Source organism: Lentzea guizhouensis, assembly GCF_001701025.1.
Lineage (GTDB): Bacteria > Actinomycetota > Actinomycetes > Mycobacteriales > Pseudonocardiaceae > Lentzea > Lentzea guizhouensis.
In genome coordinates this window covers 915281-940625 of record NZ_CP016793.1, presented here as the reverse complement: position 1 = coordinate 940625, position 25345 = coordinate 915281, and the positions used below count along the sequence as shown (strand labels likewise).

The following is a 25345-nucleotide window of genomic DNA, read 5'->3' as shown; positions in this document are numbered from 1 at the left end:
CGCGGTGGCCCGGCCACTCGTGCGCGACGGAGTTCGGTTACGGTACCGCCGTGACCATCGTGGAGACCGTTCTCGTCTTCGCGCTGATCCCGCTGGCGATCTACGGCGTGATCACGCTGCTGACGGTGAGGCCAAAGGCCACCCGGATCCCCCGGTACCGGCCCGGCCAGGAGTGGGGCTACGCCCCGGTGTGGTGGAGCGCGAACCCGGCCGGGTTGAGCGCGGACCACCACGGTTCTGCCGAGTCCGCCGCGGCGGGTTCGACTGCCAAGGGAGGCGCTCGTGGCAACTGGTAAGGCCGTCGCGCACGTCGACCCGTCGTCGTTGCCGCTCGGCACGGTCGTGACCAACAGCGGTCGCGTCTCCGTCGCCAAGATGTACGAGCCGCAGGCGCCCGAGCTGCCCTTCACGGCGACCCAGCTCGCGCAGCTCGACGAGGCCCTCACGCTGTCCAGCCGCGCGACCGGGCTCGACTTCAGCGTGTACCTCGGCGAGCTGGGCAGCGCGTCCCGTCAGCGCGCCGAGGAGCTGCACGGCTCCACCGACCGCCCCTCGCACCACGTCCTCGTGGCCGTCTCGCCCGGTGAGCGCGTCGTCGAGATCGTGACCGGCGAGGAGTCGCACCGCCGGCTCGCCGACCGCGGCGCCAAGCTCGCGGTGATGAGCATGGTCGCCTCCTTCAAGGAGGGCGACCTCGCCGGCGGCCTGGTGTCCGGCCTGCGCATGCTGACCGACCAGGCGGGCAACGCGCCGCGTTCCTGAGCACCCGTGACGACAGCCCCCGGCTTCTCGGCCGGGGGCTGTCGGCGTCTCAGGGGCTCAGCCGCTCGGCAGCCTCGTTGCGCGCCACCACGAGGTCGGAGATCCGCTCCCAGCCGAGGCTGCGGTAGAGGTGCACGCCGTCGGCCGACGAGAACAGCAACCCGGTCCGCGCCCTCTCCTTCAGCGCCTCGGCCACCAGCCTGCCCATCACGAACCCACCCAGCCCCCGCCGTCGGTGCTCGGCGGCGGTCTCGATCCGGTGCGCCACCGCGTCCTCGCCGACCACGGCCATCAACCCGCTCGCGGCCGGTTCGCCGTCCGCCAGCACCCGCACGTGGATGACCGGGTCCCGCGTCACCACGACGGCGTACCCGGCAGGCAGGACGGGCTCGGGATGACCGGCGAGCGCGCGCCGCATGAAGGTCTCGTCGGGCCGGGCGACGACCAGCCCGGCCCGCTCGACCTCCGCGATCACCTTCGCCGGGTCGCTCGTCGGGACGCTGAGCCAGTTCGGCTCCTGCGTCGCGGCGACGTGTTCGGCGAGCGCCGCGACCTCGGTCTCGTCGGTGGCGAGCCACTCGTGCTTCCGGTGCGGCCGGCCGACGTGCACGACCAGCCGGCCGTCGCGGTGCTCGGACGTCAGCCCGTCGGCGGCGATCCAGCCGCGGTGCCAGCGTTCGACGAGCGTGCCGATGTGGTTCATGTTCCCCCTTGGTGCGTGGTGACGACGTCGGCTTCGTCCTGCCAGCCGAGCGCCCGGAAGAAGACGATGCCGAACTCCGGCGAGATCAGCACCCCGGTTGTCGCACCGTCCACTCCGGCCTCGCGCACCAACGCGCCCAGCAGCGCGCTGCCGAGGCCCTGCCTGCGGTGGCGGAGCTCGACGCCGATGTCCGACGGGACCGCGTCCCGGCCGATGACCGCGATCCGGCCGCGCGCGACCTCGAGCCCGGCGTGGGTGATGCGTGCGTTGATGCCGGGTGTGCGGGTCACGACGAGCTCGTAGCCGTCGGGCGGTGCGGGCGCTGGGTGATCGGCGAGGTCGCGGGCCATCAGCTTGCGCGGCAACGGCGCGGCACCCGTGACGACCACGCGGCCCTGCCGGCTGGTCACGTGCAACCGCTCCTGCGTCGCTCTCCGCCAGGTGTGCAGCAGGTCGGTGAGCCGGCTGCGTCGTTCCGCCTCGACGCGCCACACGTCGTTCCTGGCGACGACGACGTCCGCGACCCGCTCCCAGCCGAGCGCGAGGTGGTCGTCCCCGGTCACCACCAGCTCGGTCCCGCGCTGCCGGACCGTCCGCTGCGGCTGCAGCTCCACACCGTTGCGCAGCAGGGTCTTCGCGACCTCGGCGGGGGAGTGCGTCACCACCGCGATCCGGTCTTCCCGCGTCGACACGGCGACACCGGCCGCCACCGAGTCGAGCTTCCACCGGCTGTTGTCGGTGATCACGTGCTCGCCCGCCGCGGTCAGGCGCCTGGCCAGTTCGCCCAGCGCGAGCCTGCGGTCCAGCTCGCCGGGGGTGAAGTCCAGCTCGACCACCACCTCGTTGGCGTGCAGGAGCTCCAGCACCTCCACGAACAGCTCGCCGATCGACTCCCAGGCCGTGCGGGCGTTGTGCCACACGAGCGTCGATCCGGTCACGCGAGCGTCTTGCAGGCAGGCGTGGAACGAGTCGTAGTGCCGCCCGAAGTAGTTGCCGGGCCCTGCGAACGCCTCGCTCAGCACCAGGTACAGCCCGGGCTCGTCGGTGACGTGCCGGCCGTCGAGGTGGAACGTCCTGGGGCCGAGCTCCGCCGTGCTCTGCCAGCCGACGAACGTGAGGTCCAGCCACGACTGGCGTTCCTCGGTGCCCAGCTCCGCCCACAGACCGGGTTCCTCAGGCCGTCCGTGCCGCCACAGGTCCCACACCGCCTCCGCGGCGGGCAACGGTCGTTCCCGCCACTTGGGCACGTGGTGCGAGCACGACTGGTCGAGCACCACGTCGAACCGCCCGTTCGCACGCGGCCGCACCTCGCTGATGTCGAGGTCGAGCCGGACTTCACCCATCACGCGCCCAGTGACGTCCAACGCGCGCACGCCCGTCCACAGGTCGTACCGGTCACCGGTGAAGTCGGGGGTGTCGCAACCGAGCAGAGTGACCGGTGGCCAGGACCAGCCCTCCCACTCGTCCGGCAGCCCCTCGACCTCGCACCAGCCGACGAACCGGTGTTCCTGGAAGATCCGGTACCGCGGCTGCTTCAGCCGGCGCAACGCCTGCGGGTGCTCTTCTTCCTGCAGCGCGGCGGAAGCCGTGACGACGACACGGCCGGCCTCCTCCCGCACGACCGGGTCGAGCACGTCCCAGAACCACACCCACTGCTGGTCGTCCAGCACCTCGATCGTGAAGTCGCGGGACAGCGCCGCCACGTCCGGACAACCGCGCACGACGAGCTCCCGGCGGTCGAGCGGGCGGGCTTGCGCGAACAACCCCTCGACGTCGTCGGCACGAGCCAGCACCTCGTGGACCTCGTCGTCGCCCACCTCGTACCGCCGCACCACTTCCCACATGATCCCCCCAGCCCGTGGACAGCCGGCTGACGATACGCGGAAGCCCCGCAACGCGCGAACGCGTTGCGGGGCTTCGCGAAGCAGAACCTCAGGACCGGTCGAACTCCTGCGCCGCGAGAGCACGCACGATGCCGGCGCGCCCCTCGGACACCAGGCGGCGCAACGACGGCGGGTGCTCGTCGGCGAGCCACGCGTCGGCGGCCTCCACAGTGGACCTCGCGATCGACCAGGCCGGGAACATGCCGACCACCATCGACTGCGCGCGTTCCGAGGAACGGCGGTCCCACACGCCCTTCACGTCGGCGAAGTAGCGCGCCACGTACGGCTCCAGCAGCTCCTTCTGACCGGGGTGCGAGATGCCCGCGATGATCGCCTCGCTGACCGCGTTGGGCAGCTCGTCGTCGTTCACGGCGCGTTCCCACGCCTCGTCCTTGGCTTCGGCCGTCGGGCGCAGCGCCCGCGTCGACTGGGCGCGGCGGTGGCCGGTGGAGGTGGGGTCGCGCTCCTCCTCGGCGTCGATCTCCGCCAGCCCGGCCCTGCCGTGCGCGACGAGGGCCTGCAGCAGCCGCCAGCGCAGGTCGGTGTCGACGTCGAGGCCCTCCAGCCCGGCCGAGCCGTCGTACCAGCCGCGCAGCACGTCCAAAGTGGACTCGTCGAGCACGGAGGAGGCGAGCGCGTTCACGAACGCCAGCTGGTGGTCCGAACCCGGCTCGGCGGCCTGCGCCAGTTCCAGGGTCTTGGCCACGAACCGGCGCCAGCCCTCGGCCCGCCACGAGTCGTCCGCGTAGGACGACAGCGAGGTCTGCGCCTGCAGCAGGAGCCGCTGCACGACACCGACCTCCGACTCGGCGTGCAGACCGCCGAGCACCAGGTTCACGAAGTCGCGCGCCTTCAGCTCGGCCTCGCGGGTCATCTCCCACGCGGCCGACCAGCACAGCGTGCGCGGCAGCGGTTCGGCGATGTCGGAGATGTGGTCGATCAGCGCCGCCAGCGAGTCCGGGTCCAGGCGCATCGTGCAGTAGGTGAGGTCGTCGTCGTTGACCAGCACGATCTTGCCGCGGTGCACGCCGACGAGCTCGGGGACCTCGGTGCGGTCGCCGGTGACGTCCAGCTCGTGGCGGTGCGTGCGGACCAGCTTGCCGCTGCCGTCGTCGTCGTAGACACCGATCGCGATGCGGTGCGTGCGGTACTCGCCGGCACCGGGACGCGCGCCGCCCTGCAGCACGGCGAACTCGGTGAACTTGCCCGCCGCGTCAACGGTGAACTTGGGGCGCAACAGGTTCAGGCCGGTCGTCTCCAGCCACTGCGCGCTCCACCACGACAGGTCGCGGCCGGACGCCTCCTCCAGCGCGCCCAGCAGGTCCGCGAGCGTCGCGTTGCCCCACGCGTGCTTGGCGAAGTAGACCCGCAGGCCCGCCAGGAAGTTCTCCAGGCCGACGTACGCGACGAGCTGCTTCAGCACGGAAGCGCCCTTGGCGTAGGTGATGCCGTCGAAGTTGACCTCGACCGCCTGCAGGTCCGGGATGTCCGCGGCGACCGGGTGCGTGGACGGCAGCTGGTCTTGCCGGTAGGCCCACGACTTCTCGATCTTCGCGAACGTCGTCCACGCCTGGCGGTACTCGGTGGCCTCGGCCTGCGCGAGCACCGACGCCCAGGTGGCGAACGACTCGTTCAGCCACAGGTCGTCCCACCAGCGCATGGTGACCAGGTCGCCGAACCACATGTGCGCCATCTCGTGCAGCACGGTCTCGGACCGGCGCTCGTAGAGGTAGCGGGTGACCCGGCTGCGGAAGACGTAGTCCTCCAGGAACGTGACGCAGCCCGCGTTCTCCATCGCGCCCGCGTTGAACTCCGGCACGAAGCACTGGTCGTACTTGCCGAACGGGTACTTGACGCCGAACGCCTGGTGGAAGAACCCGAAGCCCTGCTTGGTCTCGGTGAACAGCCGCTCGTGGTCCATGTGGGGAGCGAGCGAGGCGCGGCAGTAGATCCCGAGCGGGATGCGGAAGTCGCCCTCCACGAACTCGTCCCGCCACTCGGCATAAGGGCCGGCGACGAGCGCGACGATGTAGGTCGACATCGGCTTGGTGGTGGCGAACGTGTGCACGTCCGCGCCGCCCTCGCCGGCCTCGGTGCCGGTGATCTCGCCGTTGGAGATCACCTTCCAGTCGTGCGGTGCGGTGACCTGGAGCGAGAACACCGACTTCAGGTCCGGCTGGTCGAAGCACGCGAACATGCGCTTGGCGTCCGCGGTCTCGAACTGCGAGTACAGGTACACACCGCCGTCGACCGGGTCGACGAACCGGTGCAGGCCCTCGCCGGTGTTCATGTACCGGCAGTCGGCCTCGATCGTCAGCTCGTTCGTCTCCGCGAGGTCCGACAGCCTGACGCCGTCCTCCTCGCGGTAGTCGGAGACGTCGATCTCCTCGCCGTTCAGCACGGCCCGGTGCACGGTCGCCGCCACGATGTCGATCCACGAGGAAGCACCTGGAGTCCGACTGCGGAACACCACGGTCGTGGTGGAGCGGAACGTGTCCGAACCCGGCTTCCCGCCGCCGTCGGTCAGGTCCAGCTCGATCCGGTAGGACTCCACTTCCAGCAGCTCAGAACGGTCCTGAGCCTGGTCGCGGGTGAGGTTGGGCGCGGCCACTGGTCACCTCGTCTGCCGCGCGTGTGGTTACGCGCTGACGTTGTCGGGAATGGTTATGACTCCCGCATCCAATCACGGAACCGGCGTGCGGGAAGAGATGACAGGGTGATCTGGTTGGGCTGATGGGGGGACAACCCCACCTACCGTGACTGAAGGGGCACCCATGGCTGAGAAGGCCAAGGTCGATTTCTACTTCGACCCGCTTTGTCCGTTCGCGTGGATCACCTCCCGGTGGATCCTCGAGGTCGAGAAGGTCCGCGACATCGACCTGAGCTTCCACGTGATGAGCCTGTCCGTGCTGAACGAGGGTCGCGACCTGCCCGAGGAGTACAAGGAGATCATGACCAAGGGCTGGGGCCCGGTCCGCGTCGCGATCGCCGCCGAGCAGAAGTTCGGCAACGAGGTCCTGCCCCGGCTCTACGCCGCCATGGGCACCCGCATCCACAACGAGGGCAACAAGGACTTCGACGAGATCATCAAGCTCTCGCTCGCGGACGCCGAACTGCCCGCCGAGCTGGCCTCCGCCGCGACCTCGACCGAGTACGACGAGGAACTGCGGGCCTCGCACCACCGCGGCATGGACCCGGTCGGCATGGACGTCGGCACGCCGACCATCCACATCGACGGAGTCGCCTTCTTCGGCCCCGTGCTGACGAAGATCCCGCGCGGCGAGGAGGCGGGCCGGATCTTCGACGGCGCCCGTCTGCTGGCCGGATATCCGCACTTCTTCGAGCTGAAGCGCACTCGAACGGGTGACCTCGACTTCAGCTGATGCCTGCGAGGGCTTCGGGGACGAGTGGCGCCGAGCAGAGGTCTTCGTGACCCAGCTCGGCGCCACTGCCGTCTTGCCGTGTCCGGCGACCTTCGGTCCCGAAATTTCGGTGCCGGACCTCGGGCGTGGCACGCGGTTCGGCACCGGGCCCGCTCGCCTCCAGGTCGCGTGCCCCGGCTGACTTCCCCGCCTCCGATGTGACAGGCTGAGACCCAGCAACCCACAGGTGTCACATCCCTCGAGGAGGGCCCGTGATCGAGGTCGTCAACCCCGCCACCGAGGAAGTCATCGGCACCCTCCCCGAGGGCACACCGGCCGACGTCGACGCCGCGGTCGCCAAAGCGGCCGAAGCCTTCCCCGCGTGGTCCCGGACCTCGGTCGAAGAACGCCTCAAAGCCGTCCGCGCGATCATCGACGGCTTGAAGGAACAGGCCGGCGAGCTCGCCGCCACCATGACCCGCGAGATGGGCACGCCGCTCACCTTCAGCCAGAAGGTGCAGGTCACGAACCCCATCGGCATCGCGGAGGGGATCGCGGCGGCCATCGAGGGCGGGTACTTCGAGCCGGAGGAGATCGGCAACTCGCTGGTCCTGCGCGAGCCGGTCGGGGTGGTCGCGGCCATCACGCCGTGGAACTTCCCGCTGCAGCAGATGGTGGCGAAGGTCGTGCCGGCGTTGGCGGCGGGGAACACCGTGGTGCTCAAGCCGAGCGAGCTCGCGCCGCACACCGCCGACCTGCTGGCCGGGATCATCGGCAAGGCCACGCCCAGCGGGGTCTTCACCCTCGTGCACGGCACCGGGCCGGTGGTCGGTGAGGCGCTCGCGGCGCACGAGAAGGTCGACATGGTGTCGTTCACCGGGTCGACGCGGGCCGGCCGGAGGGTGTCGGCCGTGGCCGCGGAGACGGTGAAGCGGGTTGCGCTGGAGCTCGGCGGGAAGTCGGCGTGCGTGGTGCTCGACGACGCCGATCTCGCCAGGGCCGTGAAGATCGCCGTGGCGAACTCGTTCATGAACAACGGCCAGGCGTGCAGCGCGTGGACGCGGTTGCTGGTGCCGGCCGAGAAGCACGACGAGGCGGTGCGGTTGGCGGCTGCGGCGGCGGCGAAGTACACGTCGGCCGACCCCGCGGAGCCGACGACGCGCATCGGGCCGGCGGTGTCCGCCGCCCAGCGCGACCGGGTGGTCGGGTACATCCGCACAGGGGTCGAGGAAGGCGCGCAGCTCGCGCACGGTGGGCCGGAGGCGCCGTTGCCGAAGGGGTTCTACGTGGCGCCGACGGTGTTCGGTGGCGTCACGCCGGAGATGACCATCGCGCAGGAGGAGATCTTCGGGCCGGTGCTGTCGGTCATGCCGTACGTGGACGAGGACGACGCGGTGCGCATCGCGAACTCCACGATCTACGGGCTCGCGGGGGCGGTGTTCTCCGCTGACGACGAGCGTGCGCTGGCCGTGGCCAAGAGGCTGCGGGCGGGGCAGGTGGACGTCAACGGCGGGGCGTTCAACACGAGTGCGCCGTTCGGCGGGTACCGGCAGTCGGGCAACGGGCGGGAGTTCGGCAGGTTCGGGCTCGACGAGTTCTGCGAGGTCAAGTCGATCCAGCGGTAATTCGGCTGCGGGTCCGGCCGTGGCGGCGTATGACTGCCGTCATGGCCGACTCGACGCTGAGCATCAGGACCATCGACCGCAGCGAGCTCGACGAGCTGCGCCGAGTGTTCGCGTGGGGGTTCCTCGACGATCCCGATCCCGGCGACAAGTGGTCGAACCTGCTGGAGATCGACCGCACGCACGCCGTGTTCGACGGTGACGAGATGATCGGCACCGGCGGGATCCTCAGCCGCGAGATCACGGTGCCCGGTGGAGCGCAGGTCGAGTTCGGTGCCGTCACGTTCGTGTCGGTCAAGCCCGGCCATCGGCGCCGTGGCGTGGCCTCACTGCTGATGAAGACGCAGCTGCAGGCGATGCACGACGCGGGCGAGGCGCTCGGTGGGCTCTGGGCGTCGGAGGGCTCGATCTACCGGCGGTTCGGCTACGGCGAGCACGCGACGAGCCTGAACATGATGACGATGCCGACGCGGATGCCGTTCCACCCCGGCGTCACCGTCGATCCCGCGCGCATCCGCCAGGTCACGCGCGACGAGGCGATGCCGTTCATGGTGGCGTTGCACGACAAGGTGCGCCGCACGAAGGTCGGCTGGCTCAGCCGCGGCGGCCCGAGCTGGGGCTACTTCCTCGCCGACGCCGAGTCCGATCGCCGTGGCCTCTCCTCCTACCGGTACTGCCTTCATCCGCAGGGGTACGTGGTGTTCCGGGTGAAGCACGAGTGGAGCGAGAGCGGCCCGCGGAACGAGCTGAACGTCCGCGAGCTGGTCGCCGAGACCGAGGAGGCCTACGCGGCGCTCTACCGGTTCTTGCTGGACCTCGACCTCGCGGCGAGCATCTCCTTCTACACCGCCGAGGGTGACCCGGTCCAGCACATGGTCGACAACCCGCGCATGGTGCGGACACAGCTCACCGACGGGCTGTGGCTGCGGGTCGTCGACGTCGAGAAGGCGTTGCCGCTGCGCCGGTACTCGTCCGATGTGGACAGTGTCGTCGAGGTCGAGGACGGGCTCTGCCCGTGGAACTCCGGCCGCTGGCGCCTCGCGGTCAAGGGCGGCGAAGCGGTCGTGACCCGCACCGACGACCCCGCGGACGTGTCGCTGGACGTCGCGGCGCTCGGCAGTGCTTTCCTCGGCGGTGCCCGGCTTTCCGTGCTCAACCGGGCACGCCGTGTCATCGAGCACACGCCAGGGCATGTGGACGCGCTGACGATGGCGTTCCTCGACACACATGCACCGCACTGTCCAGAGGTGTTCTGACGGAACTATGGGCAACGATTGCTCGTTGACGGATTACCTGCTGTGGGAGGTAAACCGTGGGCACGCTCGTGTGGATCGTTGTGCTGGTACTGCTGGCTGCCGGGGCGTTCTACCTGGTCAACCAGAGCAACGCGCGCAAGGCGCGGGAGCTGGACGACGCCAAGGCGGAGGCACGGCGCTGGGTCGAGCGGCTCGGCGGGCAGGTGATGAGCCTCACCGGCAGCAACACCGCGGCCACCCAGGCGCTGGCCGACGCGTCCGAACGCTTCACCGCCGCCGGGTCGCAGATGGAGCAGACCCGCACGATCCCGCAGGCCAGGCTGGTCACGCAGACCGCGATGGAGGGGCTGCACTACGTCCGTGCCGCGCGTGAGGCGATGGACATGGACCCCGGTCCCGCGTTGCCCGAGATCGCCGGTCAGAAGCAGGCCGGTGCCGTCAGCGAGGACCGCCAGGTCTCCGTCGAGGGCCACGCCTACGCCGCGTCGCCGCACTCGGGTTCCGGCACGCCCTACTACTACCCCGGCGGCATGGTCGCCGGCCGTCCGGTGCCGCGTGGCTGGTACTCCGAGCCGTGGTGGAAGCCCGCGCTCGTGGCCGGCGCGTGGGGCGTGGGCACGTTCCTGCTGATGGACGCCATGTTCTCCGGCATGCACGGCGTCGGCGACTACGGCATGGCCGACATGGGCGGCGACGTGGGCATGGGCGACATGGGTGCCGACATGGGTGACACCGGTGGCTTCGACTTCGGCGACATGGGCGGCGGGTTCGACTTCTAGCCGGTCCTCAGGGCTGGCAGACCGGGCACCAGAACAGGTTGCGGGCGGCCAGCACGGTCGTCCTGACCTCGGTGCCGCAGAGGAAGCACGGCTCACCGGCGCGGCGGTAGACGTACACCTCACCGCCGTGCCGGTCCACGCGCGGCGGCCGCTTCATCGCCCTGGGCATGTGCTCGCGGCGGACGGTGTTGATCTGGCCGACCTTCACGCCGTCCTTCATCAGCACGACCAGGTCGGCCCACAGCGCGTCCCACAGCTCGCGGCTCACCTTGTTGCCGGCCAGCAACGGGTTCACGTTGTGCCGGAACAGCACCTCGGCGCGGTAGACGTTGCCGACACCCGCGATGACCTTCTGGTCCATCAGCAGCACGGCCAGCGACTGGCGGGACCGGATGACCCGCTCGTAGGCGAGGTCGGGGTTCGCGTCACGGCGCAACGGGTCGGGCCCGAGCCGGGCGCGGATGGCCTTCACCTCGTCGGTGTTCAGCACCTCGCACGCCGTCGGGCCGCGCAGGTCCGTCCAGTGCGTGGCGCCGGCCATCCGCATCCGGACCTGGCCGACCGGCAGCAGCACCGGCAGCGGTGACTCGGTGAACGTGCCGTACAGGCCGAGGTGCACGTGCACCACCGCGTCCGGGCCGTAGACGTGGAACAGGTGCTTGCCGTGCGCCTCGGCGCGCACGAGCGTTCGTCCGTCCACAAGGGACGCGGCGAAGCGCCCCTGTGGACTGCTGACGGCCACCGGCGCACCCGCGTACCGGCGTTGGTGCAACCGCGCGAGGCGGTGCAGGGTGTGACCTTCCGGCATGGGCTGGAGCTACTCGGTCTTGCCGGTGGTCTCGTAGGCGCTGACCTGGTCGATGCGCCGCTGGTGGCGGTCCTCGCCGGAGAACGACGTCCGCAGGAACGCGCCGACGATCTCGGTCGCCTCCTCGGCGGTGTGCTGACGGGCGCCGATGCCGACCAGCAGGGCGTCGTTGTGCTGACGGGCGAGCTGCGCGGTGTCGACGTTCCACGCCAGCGCGGCGCGCGCACCCTTCACCTTGTTCGCGGCGATCTGCTCGCCGTTGCCGGAGCCGCCGATCACGACGCCGAGGCTGTCCTCGCCGTTCGCGCGGTCGGCCACGACCTTCTCGGCGGCGTCGACGCAGAACGACGGGTAGTCGTCGAGGGCGTCGTACTCGTGGGCACCGACGTCGACGACCTCGTAGCCCTGCTCCTGGAGAGCCGTGGACAGGTGGGACTTCAGCTCGAAGCCCGCGTGGTCTGCTGCCAAGTAAACGCGCACGTCACGGAGTCTGACACGCTGGGCAGCGTGTTCAGCCAGGAGGGGTACCGGCTGCGGCTGGAGTGGGGGCCCGAGGGGATCGACGCGCTCAGGGCCTGTGACGTGCTCGTTGTCGTGGACGTGCTGTCGTTCACGACGTCGGTCGACCTCGTGGTCGGCAACGGGGGTCAGGTCCGGCCGTCGCGCTGGAAGCCCGCCTCCGGGCCCACGTTGCGACCAGCGTCACTCGTCGGCGCCACGGGACTGGTCGAGCTGCCGTCCCCGAACGGGTCGAACCTGTGCTCGCTCGCGGCGGAGACGGGGGCACACGTGCTCGCGGCCTGCCTGCGCAACGCCGAGGCGGTCGCGCGACGGGCGGCCGAGCTGGGGGAGACCATCGGGGTCGTGCCCGGCGGCGAACGCTGGGGGCTCGACATCCTGAACGAGGGTCCGCGCGAGTTCGGGCCGTTGCGCCCGTGCGTCGAGGACTACCTGGGCGCGGGCGCGGTGCTGGCGGCCCTGCTCGGAGCGGCACTGCCCGGCACGGCGTCACCGGAGGCCCGGCTGGCCGCCGACGCCTTCGGCGGTTGTGACGTGGAAGCGGCCGTGCGGGAGTGCGGGTCCGGGCGGGAGCTGGTCGAGAACGGGCACGCCGCCGACGTGGACCTCGCGGTGCGGGTCAACGTGAGCAAGGCCGTGCCCCGGCTCGTCGAGGGGGTGCTGCGGTGATCGAGATCGCGGACGGGGTGTTCGTCCGCCGGCACACCGAGCTGGACCTCACCCTCGGCCTGATCACCGGATCGGGTGATTCTCTGCTGGTGGACTCCGGCATGGACCCCGGCCTCGCCGCCGTGCTCGCCGGCGAGGGGCTCCGGCCGTCACGGATCGTGTTGACGCACAACCACTTCGACCACGTGCTCGCGACGGAGGCGTTCCTGCCGTGCGAGGTGTGGGCGCACGAGGACTGCGTGGTCGACGAAAGCCTGCTGGCCGGCCGCGCCGAGTACTACGACGAGCCGTTCACCGGCACGCTCGTCGCGCCCACGCACACCTTCCGCGACAGCGTCGCGCTGGACGTCGGCGGCCGCCGGGTCGACCTGCACCACTTCGGCCCGGCGCACACCTCGCACGACGTGGTCGTGCACGTGCCGGACGCCGGCGTGGTGTTCGCGGGCGACCTCGTCGAGCAGGGCGCTCCCGCCCAGGCCGGTCCGGACGCGACGCCGGCGAACTGGCGGCACGTCCTGGACCTGCTGCTGGAGCTGGACCCGCGCATCGTCGTGCCGGGCCACGGCAACCCGGTCGACGCGGCGTTCGTCCGCGCGATGGCTATCCCGGAGGCCAGCTGAGGCCACGCCCGCCGAGCACGTGGCAGTGCACGTGGAAGACGGTCTGACCGCCGTCGCGGCCGGTGTTGAACACGAGCCGGTACCCGGTCTCGTCGACACCCTCGGACTTCGCCACCTGGTGCGCGGTCGCGAGCACCTGCCCGGCGAGCACCGGGTCGAGGTCACCGACGGCCCGGTGGTGCTCCTTGGGGATCACCAGGACGTGCGTCGGGGCCTTGGGGTCGATGTCGCGGAACGCGAGCGTGGTGTCGGTCTCGGCCACCACGGTCGCCGGGATCTCGCCCGCGACGATGCGGCAGAACAGGCAGTCGTTCACGCTGTCGGTCACAACCGGATCCTATTGGTCCCGTTGGACTCTGTTGCTCTTGCCGCGCACCGGTCAATCATGTCGGGGTGAAGGGCGCCAAGCTCCTGGTCGTGGTGCGGTGCCTCATCAGTTTCGCGATCGGCGTGCTGCTCGTCGTCCTCGCGGTCCGCTTCGGTGAGGCGCTCTGGCGGGCCTTCCAGTCGTAGTTCTTCAGTGGACGAAGCAGAACTCGTTCCCCTCGGGGTCGCGCATCACCTGGAAGCTGCCCTGCTCGTCGGTGTGCACCACGCCCTCACGCGTGCCACCGAGGCTGACCGCCTTCACCACGGCCGCCTCGATGTCGTCGACCTCGAAGTCGAGGTGCAGCCGGTTCTTCACGTCCTTGCGCTCGGGCACCGGCTGGAACGACATCCGCAGCCCACCCGGCGGTTCGACGTGCGCCCACCCGAGCTCCCGCTCGACCGGCTCACCACCGAGCAGCTCCGCCCAGAACCGCACGAGCCGCGCCGGGTCGTTGCTGTCGATGACGATCTGTTCCAGCTTCACGCGTTCACCGCGTCCTCTCTCAGCAGGGTCTTCCGTGCCCAGTCACAACACAGGTCGAGCAACGCCAGCACCTCGCATCGCCCGCAAGGTCTCGGTGAGCACCTCCACCTGCCACCGATCCGGTACGGCAGACTCACGCATTCCACCTGGTCACTCCCGACATCGTTGCGAAAACCGACCCGGCCCGCGACCCGGCGGTCGTGGACGAGATCGAGCGGCCAACGCATCACTGCGGTCAGATGGGCATTGCCTCCGTGTGAGCACAGTGCTGCGGTCAGCGGGTGAAGTCGGGGGCGACCGCGTCCCAGCCGGCTCCCGCCAGCACGGTGGCCGCAGCCACGCCGACGATGGCCAGCAGCACGACGGCGACCACGAGGTGGCCCAGGAAGCCGCCGTTCCTGGCCGCAGCCTTGGCCATCGACGACCCGATCTGCACGAGCACGGCACCGAGGCCGAAGCCGATGAAGTACACGACGCCGATCGGCAGGCCGGACGGCAGCACGTCGCCCAGCATCGACTCTCCGTCCGACGGCCCCTTGCGGTGCCAGGACCCGAAGATGATCGAGGCCCATCCCACGAATCCGAAGGCGGCGACGGCCATGCCGACCACGATCACCAGCCGGCCGGGTCCGCGGCCCAGGAAGAGGCCGTTGAAGTCGTTGTCGTCGTGGTCGTGCTTGTGCTCGTGCACGCCGTTGAAGTGCTGGTCCCCGTACGCCTGGTAGACCCGTCCGCGCCCGGACGCCCGTCCGTTCATCCTCATTCGTTGATCACCTGGTTGCCGCCTGCCTGGTAGACCCGGCTGTGGCCGGTCGCGGTGGCCCGCATCGACACCTGCCCGTTCCGCTCGGGACCCGCCGCCGGGGCAGCGCGCAGGCCGAGCGCTTCCAGCTCCGCCACCAGCCGGCGGAGGTCGTACTCCGCGTCTTCCGGCCGCAGCCGCAGGTCCTGGCACCGAGCCAGGGCCGCGACGTCGGCGGGCAGCGGGGCCGACCCGAGCCGGGCGGCCGCGCCGACCAGCAGCGGGATCACGGTGAGCCCGCAGCGGAACGCCTCGGCGATCTCCGCGCGCACCCAGTCGCCCGGCTGGTCGAGCGCCCTGCCGCCACCAGGCGCCCGCGCCTCGAGCCAGCGGGGGCCGATCACCACCAGCAGCACCTTCGCCGTGCGCACGCCCTCCAGGAGGGCACGGGTGTAGTCGGTGCCGGGCGGGATGGCCGCGCCGTCGAGGAACACCGCTTCGGCGCCGAAGTGGGCGCCCAGTTCCCGGTGCACCAGCACCGCGGCGGTGGGTTCGTCGTCAGACCGGTAGCTGACGAAGATCTGGGGCATGGGTGTGAAGCTCCTCACCTGAAGTGAGACGAGCCTATTGACGGTTGACGCACGCGGTCGATGCCAAAAGCAGGCCAAGAACTGGACATCGCCGAACGGCCTGCGGTCACGACCCGCTGAGGAGGGACCCCTGGAACGGCGAAACCGGAGTGATCCGCGTTTCGGCGGACACACTCCGGTTCCTGTGTGGAGCGGGCGACGGGAATCGAACCCGCGTAGCTAGTTTGGAAGACTAGGGCTCTACCATTGAGCTACGCCCGCGTGCCGCCCCTGTTGAGGGGCTGCGGTCAATACCTTAGCGGGTGGCGGTAAGCTTGGTGCAACCGGGGCGTGGCGCAGTTTGGTAGCGCACCCGCTTTGGGAGCGGGGGGTCGCAGGTTCAAATCCTGTCGCCCCGACGGTTGCCGAAAACCCGCAGCGCCCACCGCTGCGGGTTTTCGCGTTTCCCCTCACCGCAGGTAGCGGCTCACCCACGCCGCCAGCACCTCGGCCACGTAGGTCGCGTCCGCGCGGTCGGTCACCAGGTGGTCGGCGCCGTCGAGGGACACGAACGACTTCGGGTGCCGTGCGGCGTCGAAGACGATCCTGGCGTTGTCGATGCCGACCAGCTCGTCCTGCGGCGAGTGCATGACGAGCAGGGCGCGGTCGAGGCCCGCGATGCAGGCGGTCTGGTTCTGCTGGTTGATGTCGACCAGGAAGTCGTTGCTGATGCGGAACGGGCGGCCGGCGAGCAGCACCTCGGCGACGCCGTGGGTTTCGATCTCGGACTTCGACGGGCCCAGCAGGTGTTCGACGTGGGCGGTGTCGGCCGGGGCGTTGATGGTCACGACGGCGCGGACCTCGGGGACCTGGTGGGCGGCGGCGAGGACGGCGGCGCCGCCGAGGGAGTGTCCGATGAGGACGCTGGGGGCGCCGATCGTGTCGCGGAGGTGGTCGGCGGCGCAGACCAGGTCGGCGACGTTGGAGGTGAAGGTGGTGTTGGCGAAGTCGCCGTCGGACTGGCCGAGGCCGGTGAAGTCGAAGCGCAGCACCGCGACGCCGCGGGCGGCCAGTGCGCGGGCGATGCGGGAGGCGGCGACCGAGTCCTTGCCGCAGGTGAAGCAGTGGGCGAACACGGCGGTGGCGACGACCTCGCCGGCCGGCAGTTCGAGGCGACCGGCGAGTGAGTCGCCGGTCGCACCCGCGAAAAGCGTTCTCTCCATGTCACTAGTGTGCGTGCCGTGCGCTACCAGTACCTCGACGCCCGGTTGCGGCAGGCCTTCGACGACGCCGGGCTCAGCCGGTGTCAGCGGGCGTTGCTGCAGGGGGTGCTGCGCGCGCTCGACCCCGACGCGCACCTCGGCGAGCACGTCGCCGGGCTGAACAGCGCGTTCGTGGCCGTCCAACGGGCGCAGACCGCGCTGGCCAGCCATGCGAGCGAGGACCACCCGCGGTGGAACCTGCTGCGCCGCGTCATCAGCACCTCGGTCACGGTCATGGACGCCGCCGCGCCCGCCTACGCGCACGCGGGGGCGAAGGCGCTGGCCCAGGCACGGCAGACGCTCCTCGACGTGGACGCCGTGATCGCCGCGGACGGGCAAAAGCTGGATCCCGCCGTCACGAAGGCGGCCGCGGCGAAGCTCGACCCGGAGGCGCTGCGCACCGCCGTCAGGCACTGGCTCGGTCCACTGTGGAACGGCGTTGAGCTGCCCCTGCGCGCCAGGATGATCGCCGAGCTCGCGGTCGTCACCGCCTGCCACGGCAGGGACGGCCGGCACCTGCGCGCGGACCTGTTGCGGTTCCTCAAGAAACCGCACGACCTCGCGCAGGTGCTGTGGCCGGAGCCGCGCCGGCACGTGGTGGCGCTGGTGGTCCGCGGTGCGCGGGTGTTGCGGCACCTCGACGAGCTGCTGCCGGGGGTGCGGCAGGAACCGTTGCACCGCAGCAGGTTGCCGAGGGACGACTTCCTCAAGGACGTGGTCACCGGGTCGTCGGTGCTGATCAGGCTGCCGGTCACGGCCGCGGACGCGCACACCGCGGCGTTGCTCGGGCGGCGGGCGTTGAGCGAGGTGCTCGACCAGTACGCGGCGGGGGAGCGGCTCACCGAGCTCGACATCGCGCCGGTGTGGCAGGTCAGCGGGCCGACCGGGCGGGTCACGCGCACCGAGCACCAGCGCACGGTCGCCAGCGCCTACCCGCTCACCCCGTACTGGCCGGCCGAGCTGCGGTCGGCGATGCGGGTGGCGAACCTGGCCAGGCAGGTCGACGCGCCCATGGCCAGCGCCGGGCTCGCGTGGAGCGCGCTGGAGGCGACCGGGCTGGACCCGGGCAAGATCGCCTGGCTGGCCAAGGCGTGTGCGCTGCAGATGCTGCGGCAGCACCTGGTCAGCCTGCACGTCGTCGTCGGCAACCACGACCGCGGACTGCGGCCACCGCTCGACGCGCAGGTGCCCACGACCGGCGTGAAGCACCACCTGAAGTCCGTGGACGCGTGGCTCGACGTGCTCGTCGAGCACAACCGGCCGGCCGAGCAGCTCAAGGCCGCGCAGGACGCCGTCACGAAGCTCGCCGAGAACGAGGGCGGGCTCGTGCAGGACCTCGTCGAGCTCTGGCGCGCCCGGCTCGCGGACTCGGCCGTGCTCGCGCACTGGTTGCAGGAGCAGGAGGACACGGCCGCGGCGTTGCTGGAATGGCTCTACGTCACGCGGAACCTCGCCTTCCACGCCGGCACCTTCGCCGCACCGGGCGACGTGCTCACCGCGCACGCCGGGCAGGCGCTCGCCGACCTGACGCTCGAGTTCCTCGGCAACTGGCGCACGAGGGAACGGCAACGCGGTCAGGCGGAGACGCCCGCCCTGGACGTCTACCGCCGCCTCGCCCAGCGCAAGGACCAGCTGTCCGCCCGGCTGCGGCGCGCGGGGTCGGTGCGCAGGCTCAGCGTCGAGGACATCTCCGGTCCCGACGAGAAGTGGTGGTCGCGAGGCAACGACTGAACGGTTGCCCGGCGAGTTCGGGTTCACCACGACGCTGCCGAACCAGCTACACGATGCAGGTGAACCACCCGCAGGGCTGAGCCCGGTCGTGACATGGGGTCCTTCGGCCGATGTGGTCGAAGGGCCCCATTTTTTGACGCGCTCACACAGTTCTACGGCTTGTCCTGGGACAGCCAGTCCTCCACCCGGTCCGGGTTCGCCTCGATCCACCGCTTCGCCGCCTCGTCCGGTGACATCTTGTACTTCGCGATGAACGACGCGACGGTGTTCTGCTCGTCGTTGCTCCACTGGAAGTTCTTCACCAGCCGGTACGCGGGCCCGCCCCTGTCGGCGAACTCCTTGGAGGCGATCTTGTCCAGCTCGTAGCTCGGGTAGTCGCAGGCGACGGTGGCGGGGTCGACGTCGCACCCGGCCACGTTCGGCGGCAGGTCGACCTTCACCAGCTCGATGTCGAGGTGCAGCCACTGGGGCTCGAAGAAGTAGCCGATCAGCGGCGTCTTCTTCTCCTCGGCCTGGCGGAACGCCTTGATCAGGTTGAGCTCGCTCTCGGCGTAGACGACCTTGTAGTTGAGGTTGAGGTTCTTGACCAGGGCCTCGTCGTTGGTCACGAACGACGGGTCGCCGTCGAGCAGCTGGCCCTTGTCACCGGACTTGGCCGTCTTGAACCTGTCCGCGTACTTGTTCAGGTTCTGCCAGTTCGTGATGTCCGGGAGCTCTTTCTTCAACCACGGCGGCACGTACCAGCCGATCACGCCCTTGTTGCCGGACGGGCCGACCCTGACCGCGGTGCGCTTCTCCTCGATGTACTTCTGCTTCAGGTCCTCGTGACCCCAGTTCTCCAGGACCACGTCGACCTCGCCGTTGTCGAGGCCCTGCCAGGCGGTCTGCTCGTCCATCTCCTTCTTCTCGACCTTGCAACCGAGCCGGTGCTCGGCGAGGTAGGAGATCACGGCGGCGTTCGCCTCGTAACCGACCCATGGATTGATCGCGATGCTGATGCCGTCGCACGGTTCGGCAGGGGCGGCTGAGCTGGAACGCGGTGAGGACGACGAGGATTCATTGCCGCAACCGGCAATTGTCAACACGAGCGCCATTGCCAGAGCGATTCTGGGGTGTTGCACGGAGTTCGCTCCTCTGGGGGGAAGAACGGCTCTTGAGACCGCTCAGTTCAGCTTTTCCGGTTCGATCTTCGCGCGTCAAGTCGTCGGATGATTGGTTGTCCACAAAGGAACGAATAGGTAGCAGCCCTTGACCGCACTCGTGTGAAGGTCAATGCTGTCGCGCATCGAGAAACGGTGTGCGCAGTCCGCAACAGGGTCGGAGTGGTTTGGCGTGGATCCCGTGATTTCGGTCGGGGACCTGTGGAAGGTGTTCGGCTCCAAGGCGTCCCAGGTGGTCGCGTCACCCGAGCTGAAATCGTTGTCACGGGCGGAGTTGATGGACCGCACGGGCGCCGTGGCCGCCGTGCGCGGAGTGGACTTCGACGTTGCCCCAGGTGAGATGTTCGTGGTCATGGGCTTGTCGGGCTCCGGTAAATCCACTCTGGTCAGATGCCTGACGCGGCTCGTGGAACCGACTTCGGGATCGATCGCGTTCGAGGGCGAGAACATTCTCGACGCCGATCCGAAACGGTTGCGCGACCTGCGCCGGAACAAGTTCTCCATGGTGTTCCAGCACTTCGGCTTGCTGCCCCACCGGTCGGTGGCCGACAACGTCGGTTACGGGCTGGAAATCCGCGGGGTGGCGCGGGCGAAACGGGCGGAGCGGTCCCAGGAGGTGATCGACCTGGTGGGTCTCACCGGGTACGAGAAGTCCTATCCGGATCAGCTCTCCGGTGGAATGCAGCAGCGCGTCGGACTCGCGCGCGCACTCGCCGGAGATCCCGACGTGCTGTTCTTCGACGAACCTTTTTCGGCGCTCGACCCGTTGATCCGCCGCGACATGCAGTCCGAGGTGGTCAGGCTGCACCGCGAGGTCGGCAAGACGATGGTCTTCATCACCCACGACCTCAGTGAGGCGCTCAAGCTCGGCGACCGCATCCTGATCATGCGTGACGGCGAGGTCGTGCAGGTCGGCACCGGCGACGAGCTGGTCGGCGCGCCGGCGGACGACTACGTGCGCGACTTCGTGCGGGACGTGCCGCGCTCGCACGTGCTGACGTTGAAGTGGATCATGCGACCGCCCACGCCCGACGACGTGCTGGACGGTCCCGAGCTCGGGCCGGACACCGTGGTGCGCGAGGCGATCCGCAGCGTGCTGAGCGCGGACCGGCCGGTGAAGGTCGTGCGGGACGGCGAGCTGCTCGGGGTCGTGGCGGACGAGGAGATCCTCGGGGTCGTCGCCGGGGAGGCCTGAGCATGGTCGCCGTCACCGCGCCACGGCCAGTGCCGCGCCCGAAAGTCCACAGAGGCCTGGTCGCTGGCGGGATCGTGCTGGCCTGGCTGGTGCTGTGGCTGGTGTTCCGCAACACCGCCACGCTGTCGCTCGGCGCCTCCGAGCTCACGCCGCTGCACCGGTGGGTCAACGAGCTCAACGACGCCGTCGGTGCCTCGCGCAACTCCAACCCGCTGTTCCTGTACTTCTTCAACGAGATCCGGCTCGTCATCGACGAGTTCGTCACGTTCATCCAGGCGTTCATCGCGCAGCCGTCGTTCGGGCGGCCGGTGCCGGTGGTCGGCTGGCTCGGCGTGGTCGCGGTCGCCGGGTTCGTGAGCCTCGCGGTCGCCGGGTGGCGGGTGGCGCTGCTGGCCGTCGCCGGGTTCGTCTTCCTGGGCTTGCAGGGGTTGTGGCAGGAGAGCATGGACACGCTGTCGCTGACGCTGGCGGCCGTGGTGATCTCGTTGCTGGTGGGCGTCCCGCTGGGCATCTGGGCCGGGCTGTCGGACCGGGTGAACCGGGTGCTGACACCGGTGCTCGACTTCATGCAGACCATGCCGACGTTCGTCTACCTGGCACCGCTGACGTTGTTCTTCCTGATCGGGCCCGCCTCGGCGACGATCGCGACGCTGATCTACGCGGCCCCGCCGGCGATCCGGATCACCGCGCACGCCATCCGCACGGTGCCGCGCACCACCGTCGAGGCCAGCGAGTCCCTCGGGGCGACGCAGCAGCAGACGTTGGTGAAGGTGCTGCTGCCCTCCGCGCGCAGGACGATCGTGCTGGGCGTCAACCAGACGATCATGGCCGCGCTGTCGATGGTCACGATCGCCGCGTTGATCGACGCGCCCGGTCTGGGCAAGACGGTCGTCAAGGCGCTGCAGACGCTGGACGTCGGCACGGCGTTCAACGCGGGCCTGGCGATCGTGGTGCTCGCGATCGTGCTGGACCGGGTCACCACGGCCGCGACCGAACGCCGGAAGCTGCCCCGATGGGCACTGTTCGGCGGGCTGGGCGTCACGGGTGCCGCCGTGTACCTGTCCTACACCTACCTGTGGGCGGCGGAGTTCCCAGCCGATGTCGAGGTCGGGTCGAGCATCCGGCAGGGCACGACGGTCGCGACCGAGTGGGTGCAGGACACGCTGCCGGTGCTCACCGGCGGCTTCAAGGACTTCGTCACCACCGTGCTGCTGAACCCGTTGCAGGCGGTGCTCGCCGAGTCGCCGTGGTTCCTGGTGGCGCTGGTGGTGGTGGCGCTGTCGTTCCTGGTCGGCGGGGTCCGGGCCGCGGTGGTCTCCGCGGTGTGCCTGGGCCTGCTGGTCGCGACCGGGTTGTGGCAGGACTCGATGATCACGCTGGCGTCCACGCTGGTCGCCACGGTCATGGTGATGGTGCTGGGCGTCGTGGTCGGCGTGTGGATGGGCCGCAGCCGACGGGCGGACCGGATCGTCCGGCCGGTGCTCGACGCGGGCCAGGTGATGCCGGCGTTCGTGTACCTGGTGCCGTTCCTGGCCCTGTTCGCCGCCTCGCGGTTCACGGCGATCATCGCGGCCGTGGTGTTCGCGGCCCCGGTCGCCATCAAGATCATCGCCGACGGCATCAGGGCGGTGTCGCCCGCGACGGTCGAAGCGTCCACGGCGCTGGGGGCCGGCTCGTGGCAGACGATCGTGAAGGTGCAGCTGCCGATGGCGCGCGGGGCGTTGACGCTCGCCGCCAACCAGGGGCTGATCTACGTGCTCTCGATGGTCGTCGTCGGCGGGCTCGTCGGCGCCGGTGCGCTCGGCTACGACGTCGTCGCCGGGTTCTCGCAGGGCCAGCTCTACGGCAAGGGGCTCGCGGCCGGTGTCGCGATCGTCGTGCTGGGCGTGATGCTCGACCGCCTCACCCAGGCGGCCGCCAAGCGGTGGACCAACTAGAAGGGTCGTGGGAAGTGGCAAGGCACAGCGTGCTGGGCGTGGTGCTCGCAGGAGCACTCGCGGTCGCCGGTTGCGGTGGCGCGAAGGTCGGTGACACCTCGTCGGGTGCGGCCGGTGACTGCGGCACGTTCAACCTCGCGATCAACCCGTGGGTCGGTTACGAGGCGAACGCGGCCGTGCTCGCGTACGTGGCCGAGAAGGACCTCAAGTGCAAGGTCACCAAGAAGGAGCTCAAGGAAGAGGTGGCCTGGCAGGGCTTCGGCACCGGCGAGGTCGACGCCGTCGTCGAGAACTGGGGCCACGACGACCTGCGCAAGAAGTACATCGACGAGCAGAAGACCGCCGTCAGCGCCGGCTCCACGGGCGTGCAGGGCCAGATCGGCTGGTACGTGCCGCCGTGGCTCGCCAAGGAGCACCCCGACATCCTCGACTGGAACAACCTCAACAAGTACGCGGACAGGTTCAAGACGTCCGAGTCCGGTGAGAAGGGCCAGCTGCTCGACGGCGACCCGTCGTTCGTGACCAACGACGAGGCTCTGGTGAAGAACCTGAACCTCGACTACAAGGTCGTCTACGGCGGCAGCGAGACCGCGCTGATCCAGGCGTTCCGCCAGGCGGAGAAGGACAAGAAGTGGGTCATCGGCTACTTCTACTCGCCGCAGTGGCTGCTCAACGAGATCAAGCTCGAGAAGGTGAAGCTCCCCGCCTACACCCCCGGCTGTGACGCCGACGCCGAGAAGATCGCCTGCGACTACCCGGACTACGACCTCGACAAGATCGTGTCCAAGAAGTTCGCCGACGCCAACGGCCCCGCGGCCCAGCTGGTGAAGAACTTCAAGTGGACCAACGAGGACCAGAACACGGTCGCGAAGTACATCGCCGAGGACAAGATGAAGCCGGATGACGCGGCCAAGAAGTGGGTCGAGGCCAACGCCGGCAAGGTGAAGGCCTGGCTGCCCAAGGCGTGACGCTGAACGGCGTCTGCAAGTACTACCAACCCCCGAGTCGGTGGTACTTGCAGACGCCCGAACAACACGGGTCGTGGGTGGTTCCTGGACGAGAGGAACCACCCACGACCCGTTTCCGGCATCAGGCGGCCTGTTGCCCGTTGGGCACCTCAGGCTCATGGCGGTGCGTCATGCGGTGCCACCACGAACGCGGCCGGCCACCGTTGCGGTAGTACTCCTGCACGCGGCGGGCGTCCTCACGCAGCGCGGCCTGCCGGTAGTCCATCTCCGCCTTGATCGCCTCGGGCGTCCACTCCATCTGACCCAGCTCCCTCAGTTCGTCTCTCTGTTGACGATGAGATTGCTGCTGAGGGGTGTGCCCTCACATCGGACGAACACCCAAGGCTGGGCTGTGAGACCCCTTACCCGGCTGCTGCGGTGAGCGGTGGACGGCTCTCCGGCGGCCGGGTAAGGGGGCGGTCCTAGTCAGTTCGCGCGTTGCTGGCGGCCGCCGGACGGACGGAGGTCGTGGTGGCACGGGCCTCGTTGTCGTCCGGCTTCGCCTCGCGGACGTCCCAGGCCTCCAGCGCGGCGACCGCGCGGAACGTGACCTTGCCCAGCGTCGCGTCCTCCGTGGTGTAGGTGTAGGCGAACGGGAAGCCGACCTTGCCCGTTGGTGAGGCCACCACCCGCTGGACCGCCACGCCGACCGCCTCGTCGTAGCCGCCGGTCTCGCTGACCCGGTAGAGGGTGACCCGGACGTTCTCGGTCTGCCGGGTGTTGGCGACCGACACCGTGATCGGCTTGGTCTGGCCGGCCCGCACCGAGGACGGCACCGACAGCGCGGCCACCGACACGTCGTGCGTGTCGATCGTGACCGTGCTGGTTCCGGTGCCCGTGCGGCCGTCACTCGTGGAGCCCGTCACGGTGATCGTGTACACGCCGTCCCGCGCGTACTGGTGGCGGATCTGGTCGTACGCGACGAAGCTCCTCGAGGTGCCGTCGCCGAAGTCGATCACTCCGCTGGTGAGCACCCTGCCGTGCCGGTCGCCGGAGAGGATCTCGAACGGGAGGTCGTCGAGCACCGTCGGCTGGTGGCGGTTGACCAGGGCGGTCGGCTTCAGCGGTGAGGCCGCTACGACGTCCATCCAGAACGGCTCCACGCGTTCCGGGGAACGCGCCACCCGGATCAGGTACGTTTCGCCCGCGGTCGTCGCGAACACCGCGCCGTTCAAGTTGCCTCCGGACGCAAAGCAGTCCACTTCGGACAGATCGCTCGCGCGGTGCACGCTGATCGCGTTGTAGTACGCGGAGACGTTGACCCACTGCGTGCGCGTCCCCTGGTAGCGGTACCAGAGCGACTTGGTGGCGGTGGTGTCGCAGCTCGGCGGCACCTCACCCGGTTCCGCCGTCGCGCGGGTGAGGTCGCCCTCGATCCGCGACGGCAGCGTGACCGGGGTTGCCGCCGCCCGGTCGTCGTTGGCGGCGGCGCGCACCGGCGTCGTGGTCAGCGTCACCGGGCTCGTGTAGCCGGAGTAGTGCTCGGCCACGGCGAGGTGGTAGGTCGTGCCCGCCGTGACGCTGAAGGTCTTCGTGCTCTCCCACGGACTGGTGCAAGCACCCGGCACCGGGGTGAGGGCACCGCGGGTGCCGGTGAAGACGGCGAAGAACGAGTAGCTGTTGTCCTGGTTGGTCAGCCTGACCAACTCGGTCGCGGTGGCCGTGTAGCGCAGCCACACCGTGTGGTGGCTCTGGTAGCCGCAGATGATCGGGTCGTCGGCCGCCTTGGTGGCGCCGGTGGTGTCGACGGTCGTCGTGGCCGGCAGCGCGGTGATCTCGGTGGCGCCGTCGAAGTCGTCGTTGGCGGGCGCGTCGGCGTGTGCGACGCCGGGCGCGAACGTGGTCAGTGCGGCCACAGCCACCGCGGTGGCGGTCAGGCGCAGTCTGCTGAGCTTCATGAGTTCCC

25 protein-coding genes and 2 tRNA genes are annotated in these 25345 nt (G+C 69.8%); 13 read left to right on the top strand and 14 right to left on the bottom strand.

All coding sequences use genetic code 11. The annotated features are described in order from the left end of the window. Window positions 1-50: 50 nt before the first annotated feature. Entirely contained in the window at window positions 51-296 is a 246-nt protein-coding gene (gene ctaJ / locus BBK82_RS04815) for an aa3-type cytochrome oxidase subunit CtaJ (protein ID WP_065920816.1), read from the top strand. Next, complete coding sequence (locus BBK82_RS04810; RefSeq protein WP_065913912.1) at window positions 283-762, top strand: DUF5130 family protein; 480 nt, start codon at window positions 283-285, stop codon at window positions 760-762. Before ctaJ ends, BBK82_RS04810 begins: the two co-directional genes overlap by 14 nt. Window positions 763-811: 49 nt before the next feature. Here the strand turns inward: BBK82_RS04810 and BBK82_RS04805 are convergent, their stop codons facing one another. The 3 genes from BBK82_RS04805 to pepN form a co-directional block, all read right to left on the bottom strand. Next, window positions 812-1465 (bottom strand): GNAT family N-acetyltransferase, encoded by a 654-nt coding sequence (locus BBK82_RS04805; protein WP_065913911.1) that lies wholly within the window; start codon window positions 1463-1465, stop codon window positions 812-814. Next, a complete protein-coding gene (locus BBK82_RS04800; protein ID WP_083267782.1) occupies window positions 1462-3309 on the bottom strand; it encodes a barstar family protein in 1848 nt (615 codons plus the stop codon). The genes BBK82_RS04805 and BBK82_RS04800 overlap by 4 nt, the downstream gene beginning before the upstream one ends. Window positions 3310-3397: 88 nt before the next feature. After that, complete coding sequence (pepN, locus tag BBK82_RS04795) at window positions 3398-5959, bottom strand: aminopeptidase N (protein WP_065913909.1); 2562 nt, start codon at window positions 5957-5959, stop codon at window positions 3398-3400. Between the two features lie 163 nt (window positions 5960-6122). Here pepN and BBK82_RS04790 point away from each other — a divergent pair, with 163 nt between their 5' ends. The 4 genes from BBK82_RS04790 (at window position 6123) to BBK82_RS04775 (ending at window position 10367) form a co-directional block, all read left to right on the top strand. Further along, the gene (locus BBK82_RS04790) at window positions 6123-6731 is read left to right on the top strand and encodes a mycothiol-dependent nitroreductase Rv2466c family protein (protein WP_065913908.1); all 609 of its coding nucleotides are present in this window, start codon (window positions 6123-6125) and stop codon (window positions 6729-6731) included. 251 nt (window positions 6732-6982) lie between these two features. Beyond that, window positions 6983-8335: an aldehyde dehydrogenase family protein gene (locus tag BBK82_RS04785; RefSeq protein WP_065913907.1), complete on the top strand. Its 1353-nt coding sequence runs from the start codon at window positions 6983-6985 to the stop codon at window positions 8333-8335. Between the two features lie 41 nt (window positions 8336-8376). Further along, a complete protein-coding gene (locus BBK82_RS04780; protein WP_065913906.1) occupies window positions 8377-9588 on the top strand; it encodes a GNAT family N-acetyltransferase in 1212 nt (403 codons plus the stop codon). Between the two features lie 56 nt (window positions 9589-9644). Beyond that, on the top strand, window positions 9645-10367 hold the full coding sequence (locus BBK82_RS04775; RefSeq protein ID WP_065913905.1) for a hypothetical protein: 723 nt from the start codon (window positions 9645-9647) through the stop codon (window positions 10365-10367). Between the two features lie 7 nt (window positions 10368-10374). On the opposite strand, the gene BBK82_RS04770 is transcribed toward BBK82_RS04775, so the two are convergent. Further along, window positions 10375-11175: an Fpg/Nei family DNA glycosylase gene (locus BBK82_RS04770; RefSeq protein WP_065913904.1), complete on the bottom strand. Its 801-nt coding sequence runs from the start codon at window positions 11173-11175 to the stop codon at window positions 10375-10377. 9 nt (window positions 11176-11184) lie between these two features. Continuing rightward, window positions 11185-11655 carry a ribose-5-phosphate isomerase gene (locus BBK82_RS04765; RefSeq protein WP_065913903.1) on the bottom strand — a complete coding sequence of 157 codons (471 nt, stop codon included), beginning with the start codon at window positions 11653-11655 and terminating at the stop codon, window positions 11185-11187. A 27-nt stretch (window positions 11656-11682) separates the two neighbouring features. On the opposite strand from BBK82_RS04765, the gene BBK82_RS04760 reads away from it, so the two are divergent. Further along, a complete protein-coding gene (locus tag BBK82_RS04760) occupies window positions 11683-12363 on the top strand; it encodes a 2-phosphosulfolactate phosphatase (protein ID WP_065913902.1) in 681 nt (226 codons plus the stop codon). Beyond that, window positions 12360-12983 (top strand): MBL fold metallo-hydrolase, encoded by a 624-nt coding sequence (locus BBK82_RS04755; RefSeq protein WP_065913901.1) that lies wholly within the window; start codon window positions 12360-12362, stop codon window positions 12981-12983. The genes BBK82_RS04760 and BBK82_RS04755 overlap by 4 nt, the downstream gene beginning before the upstream one ends. On the opposite strand, the gene BBK82_RS04750 is transcribed toward BBK82_RS04755, so the two are convergent. The 5 genes from BBK82_RS04750 to BBK82_RS04730 all read right to left on the bottom strand — a co-directional run bounded on the left by BBK82_RS04750 (window position 12964) and on the right by BBK82_RS04730 (window position 15429). Continuing rightward, complete coding sequence (locus tag BBK82_RS04750; protein ID WP_237048027.1) at window positions 12964-13311, bottom strand: histidine triad nucleotide-binding protein; 348 nt, start codon at window positions 13309-13311, stop codon at window positions 12964-12966. The genes BBK82_RS04755 and BBK82_RS04750 overlap by 20 nt on opposite strands. A gap of 189 nt (window positions 13312-13500) precedes the next feature. Beyond that, a complete protein-coding gene (locus BBK82_RS04745; RefSeq protein ID WP_083267781.1) occupies window positions 13501-13836 on the bottom strand; it encodes a VOC family protein in 336 nt (111 codons plus the stop codon). Window positions 13837-14110: 274 nt separating this feature from the next. Then, window positions 14111-14593: a hypothetical protein gene (locus tag BBK82_RS04740; RefSeq protein ID WP_065913899.1), complete on the bottom strand. Its 483-nt coding sequence runs from the start codon at window positions 14591-14593 to the stop codon at window positions 14111-14113. A 2-nt stretch (window positions 14594-14595) separates the two neighbouring features. Then, window positions 14596-15168, bottom strand: a complete 573-nt coding sequence (locus tag BBK82_RS04735; RefSeq protein WP_065913898.1) for a toll/interleukin-1 receptor domain-containing protein — start codon at window positions 15166-15168, stop codon at window positions 14596-14598. Between the two features lie 187 nt (window positions 15169-15355). Then, window positions 15356-15429, bottom strand: a tRNA-Gly gene (locus tag BBK82_RS04730). 63 nt (window positions 15430-15492) lie between these two features. Between BBK82_RS04730 and BBK82_RS04725 the strand changes: the two genes are divergently transcribed. Next, window positions 15493-15566: transfer RNA gene (locus BBK82_RS04725), tRNA-Pro, on the top strand. A gap of 51 nt (window positions 15567-15617) precedes the next feature. On the opposite strand, the gene BBK82_RS04720 is transcribed toward BBK82_RS04725, so the two are convergent. Beyond that, the gene (locus BBK82_RS04720) at window positions 15618-16370 is read right to left on the bottom strand and encodes an alpha/beta hydrolase family protein (protein ID WP_083267780.1); all 753 of its coding nucleotides are present in this window, start codon (window positions 16368-16370) and stop codon (window positions 15618-15620) included. 18 nt (window positions 16371-16388) lie between these two features. Here BBK82_RS04720 and BBK82_RS04715 point away from each other — a divergent pair, with 18 nt between their 5' ends. Continuing rightward, window positions 16389-18140 (top strand): hypothetical protein, encoded by a 1752-nt coding sequence (locus BBK82_RS04715; RefSeq protein WP_154697066.1) that lies wholly within the window; start codon window positions 16389-16391, stop codon window positions 18138-18140. A 152-nt stretch (window positions 18141-18292) separates the two neighbouring features. Here the strand turns inward: BBK82_RS04715 and BBK82_RS04710 are convergent, their stop codons facing one another. Beyond that, on the bottom strand, window positions 18293-19261 hold the full coding sequence (locus BBK82_RS04710; protein ID WP_218920576.1) for an ABC transporter substrate-binding protein: 969 nt from the start codon (window positions 19259-19261) through the stop codon (window positions 18293-18295). A gap of 220 nt (window positions 19262-19481) precedes the next feature. On the opposite strand from BBK82_RS04710, the gene BBK82_RS04705 reads away from it, so the two are divergent. The 3 genes from BBK82_RS04705 to BBK82_RS49740 are packed head-to-tail and all read left to right on the top strand — an operon-like array spanning window position 19482 to window position 23400. Then, window positions 19482-20495, top strand: a complete 1014-nt coding sequence (locus BBK82_RS04705; RefSeq protein ID WP_237048026.1) for a quaternary amine ABC transporter ATP-binding protein — start codon at window positions 19482-19484, stop codon at window positions 20493-20495. A gap of 2 nt (window positions 20496-20497) precedes the next feature. Next, entirely contained in the window at window positions 20498-22432 is a 1935-nt protein-coding gene (locus tag BBK82_RS04700; RefSeq protein WP_065913895.1) for an ABC transporter permease subunit, read from the top strand. Window positions 22433-22446: 14 nt separating this feature from the next. Continuing rightward, the gene (locus BBK82_RS49740) at window positions 22447-23400 is read left to right on the top strand and encodes an ABC transporter substrate-binding protein (protein WP_065913894.1); all 954 of its coding nucleotides are present in this window, start codon (window positions 22447-22449) and stop codon (window positions 23398-23400) included. A 121-nt stretch (window positions 23401-23521) separates the two neighbouring features. Here BBK82_RS49740 and BBK82_RS49735 read toward each other — a convergent pair whose 3' ends face one another. Together BBK82_RS49735 and BBK82_RS04690 are read right to left on the bottom strand one after the other, a co-directional pair. Beyond that, window positions 23522-23698 (bottom strand): hypothetical protein, encoded by a 177-nt coding sequence (locus tag BBK82_RS49735; RefSeq protein ID WP_154697065.1) that lies wholly within the window; start codon window positions 23696-23698, stop codon window positions 23522-23524. A 163-nt stretch (window positions 23699-23861) separates the two neighbouring features. Continuing rightward, on the bottom strand, window positions 23862-25337 hold the full coding sequence (locus BBK82_RS04690) for a PKD domain-containing protein (protein WP_065913893.1): 1476 nt from the start codon (window positions 25335-25337) through the stop codon (window positions 23862-23864). Window positions 25338-25345 lie beyond the last annotated feature (8 nt).

Bases quoted from the DNA above. Each gene is read 5' to 3' on its own strand.
- BBK82_RS04805 (WP_065913911.1), bottom strand. From the start codon at position 1,465: ATGAACCACATCGGCACGCTCGTCGAACGCTGGCACCGCGGCTGGATC.
- BBK82_RS04800 (WP_083267782.1), bottom strand. From the start codon at position 3,309: ATGTGGGAAGTGGTGCGGCGGTACGAGGTGGGCGACGACGAGGTCCAC.
- BBK82_RS04790 (WP_065913908.1), top strand. From the start codon at position 6,123: ATGGCTGAGAAGGCCAAGGTCGATTTCTACTTCGACCCGCTTTGTCCG.
- BBK82_RS04780 (WP_065913906.1), top strand. From the start codon at position 8,377: ATGGCCGACTCGACGCTGAGCATCAGGACCATCGACCGCAGCGAGCTC.
- BBK82_RS04770 (WP_065913904.1), bottom strand. From the start codon at position 11,175: ATGCCGGAAGGTCACACCCTGCACCGCCTCGCGCGGTTGCACCAACGC.
- BBK82_RS04740 (WP_065913899.1), bottom strand. From the start codon at position 14,593: ATGAACGGACGGGCGTCCGGGCGCGGACGGGTCTACCAGGCGTACGGG.
- BBK82_RS04735 (WP_065913898.1), bottom strand. From the start codon at position 15,168: ATGCCCCAGATCTTCGTCAGCTACCGGTCTGACGACGAACCCACCGCC.
- BBK82_RS04720 (WP_083267780.1), bottom strand. From the start codon at position 16,370: ATGGAGAGAACGCTTTTCGCGGGTGCGACCGGCGACTCACTCGCCGGT.
- BBK82_RS04700 (WP_065913895.1), top strand. From the start codon at position 20,498: ATGGTCGCCGTCACCGCGCCACGGCCAGTGCCGCGCCCGAAAGTCCAC.
- BBK82_RS49735 (WP_154697065.1), bottom strand. From the start codon at position 23,698: ATGGAGTGGACGCCCGAGGCGATCAAGGCGGAGATGGACTACCGGCAG.
- BBK82_RS04690 (WP_065913893.1), bottom strand. From the start codon at position 25,337: ATGAAGCTCAGCAGACTGCGCCTGACCGCCACCGCGGTGGCTGTGGCC.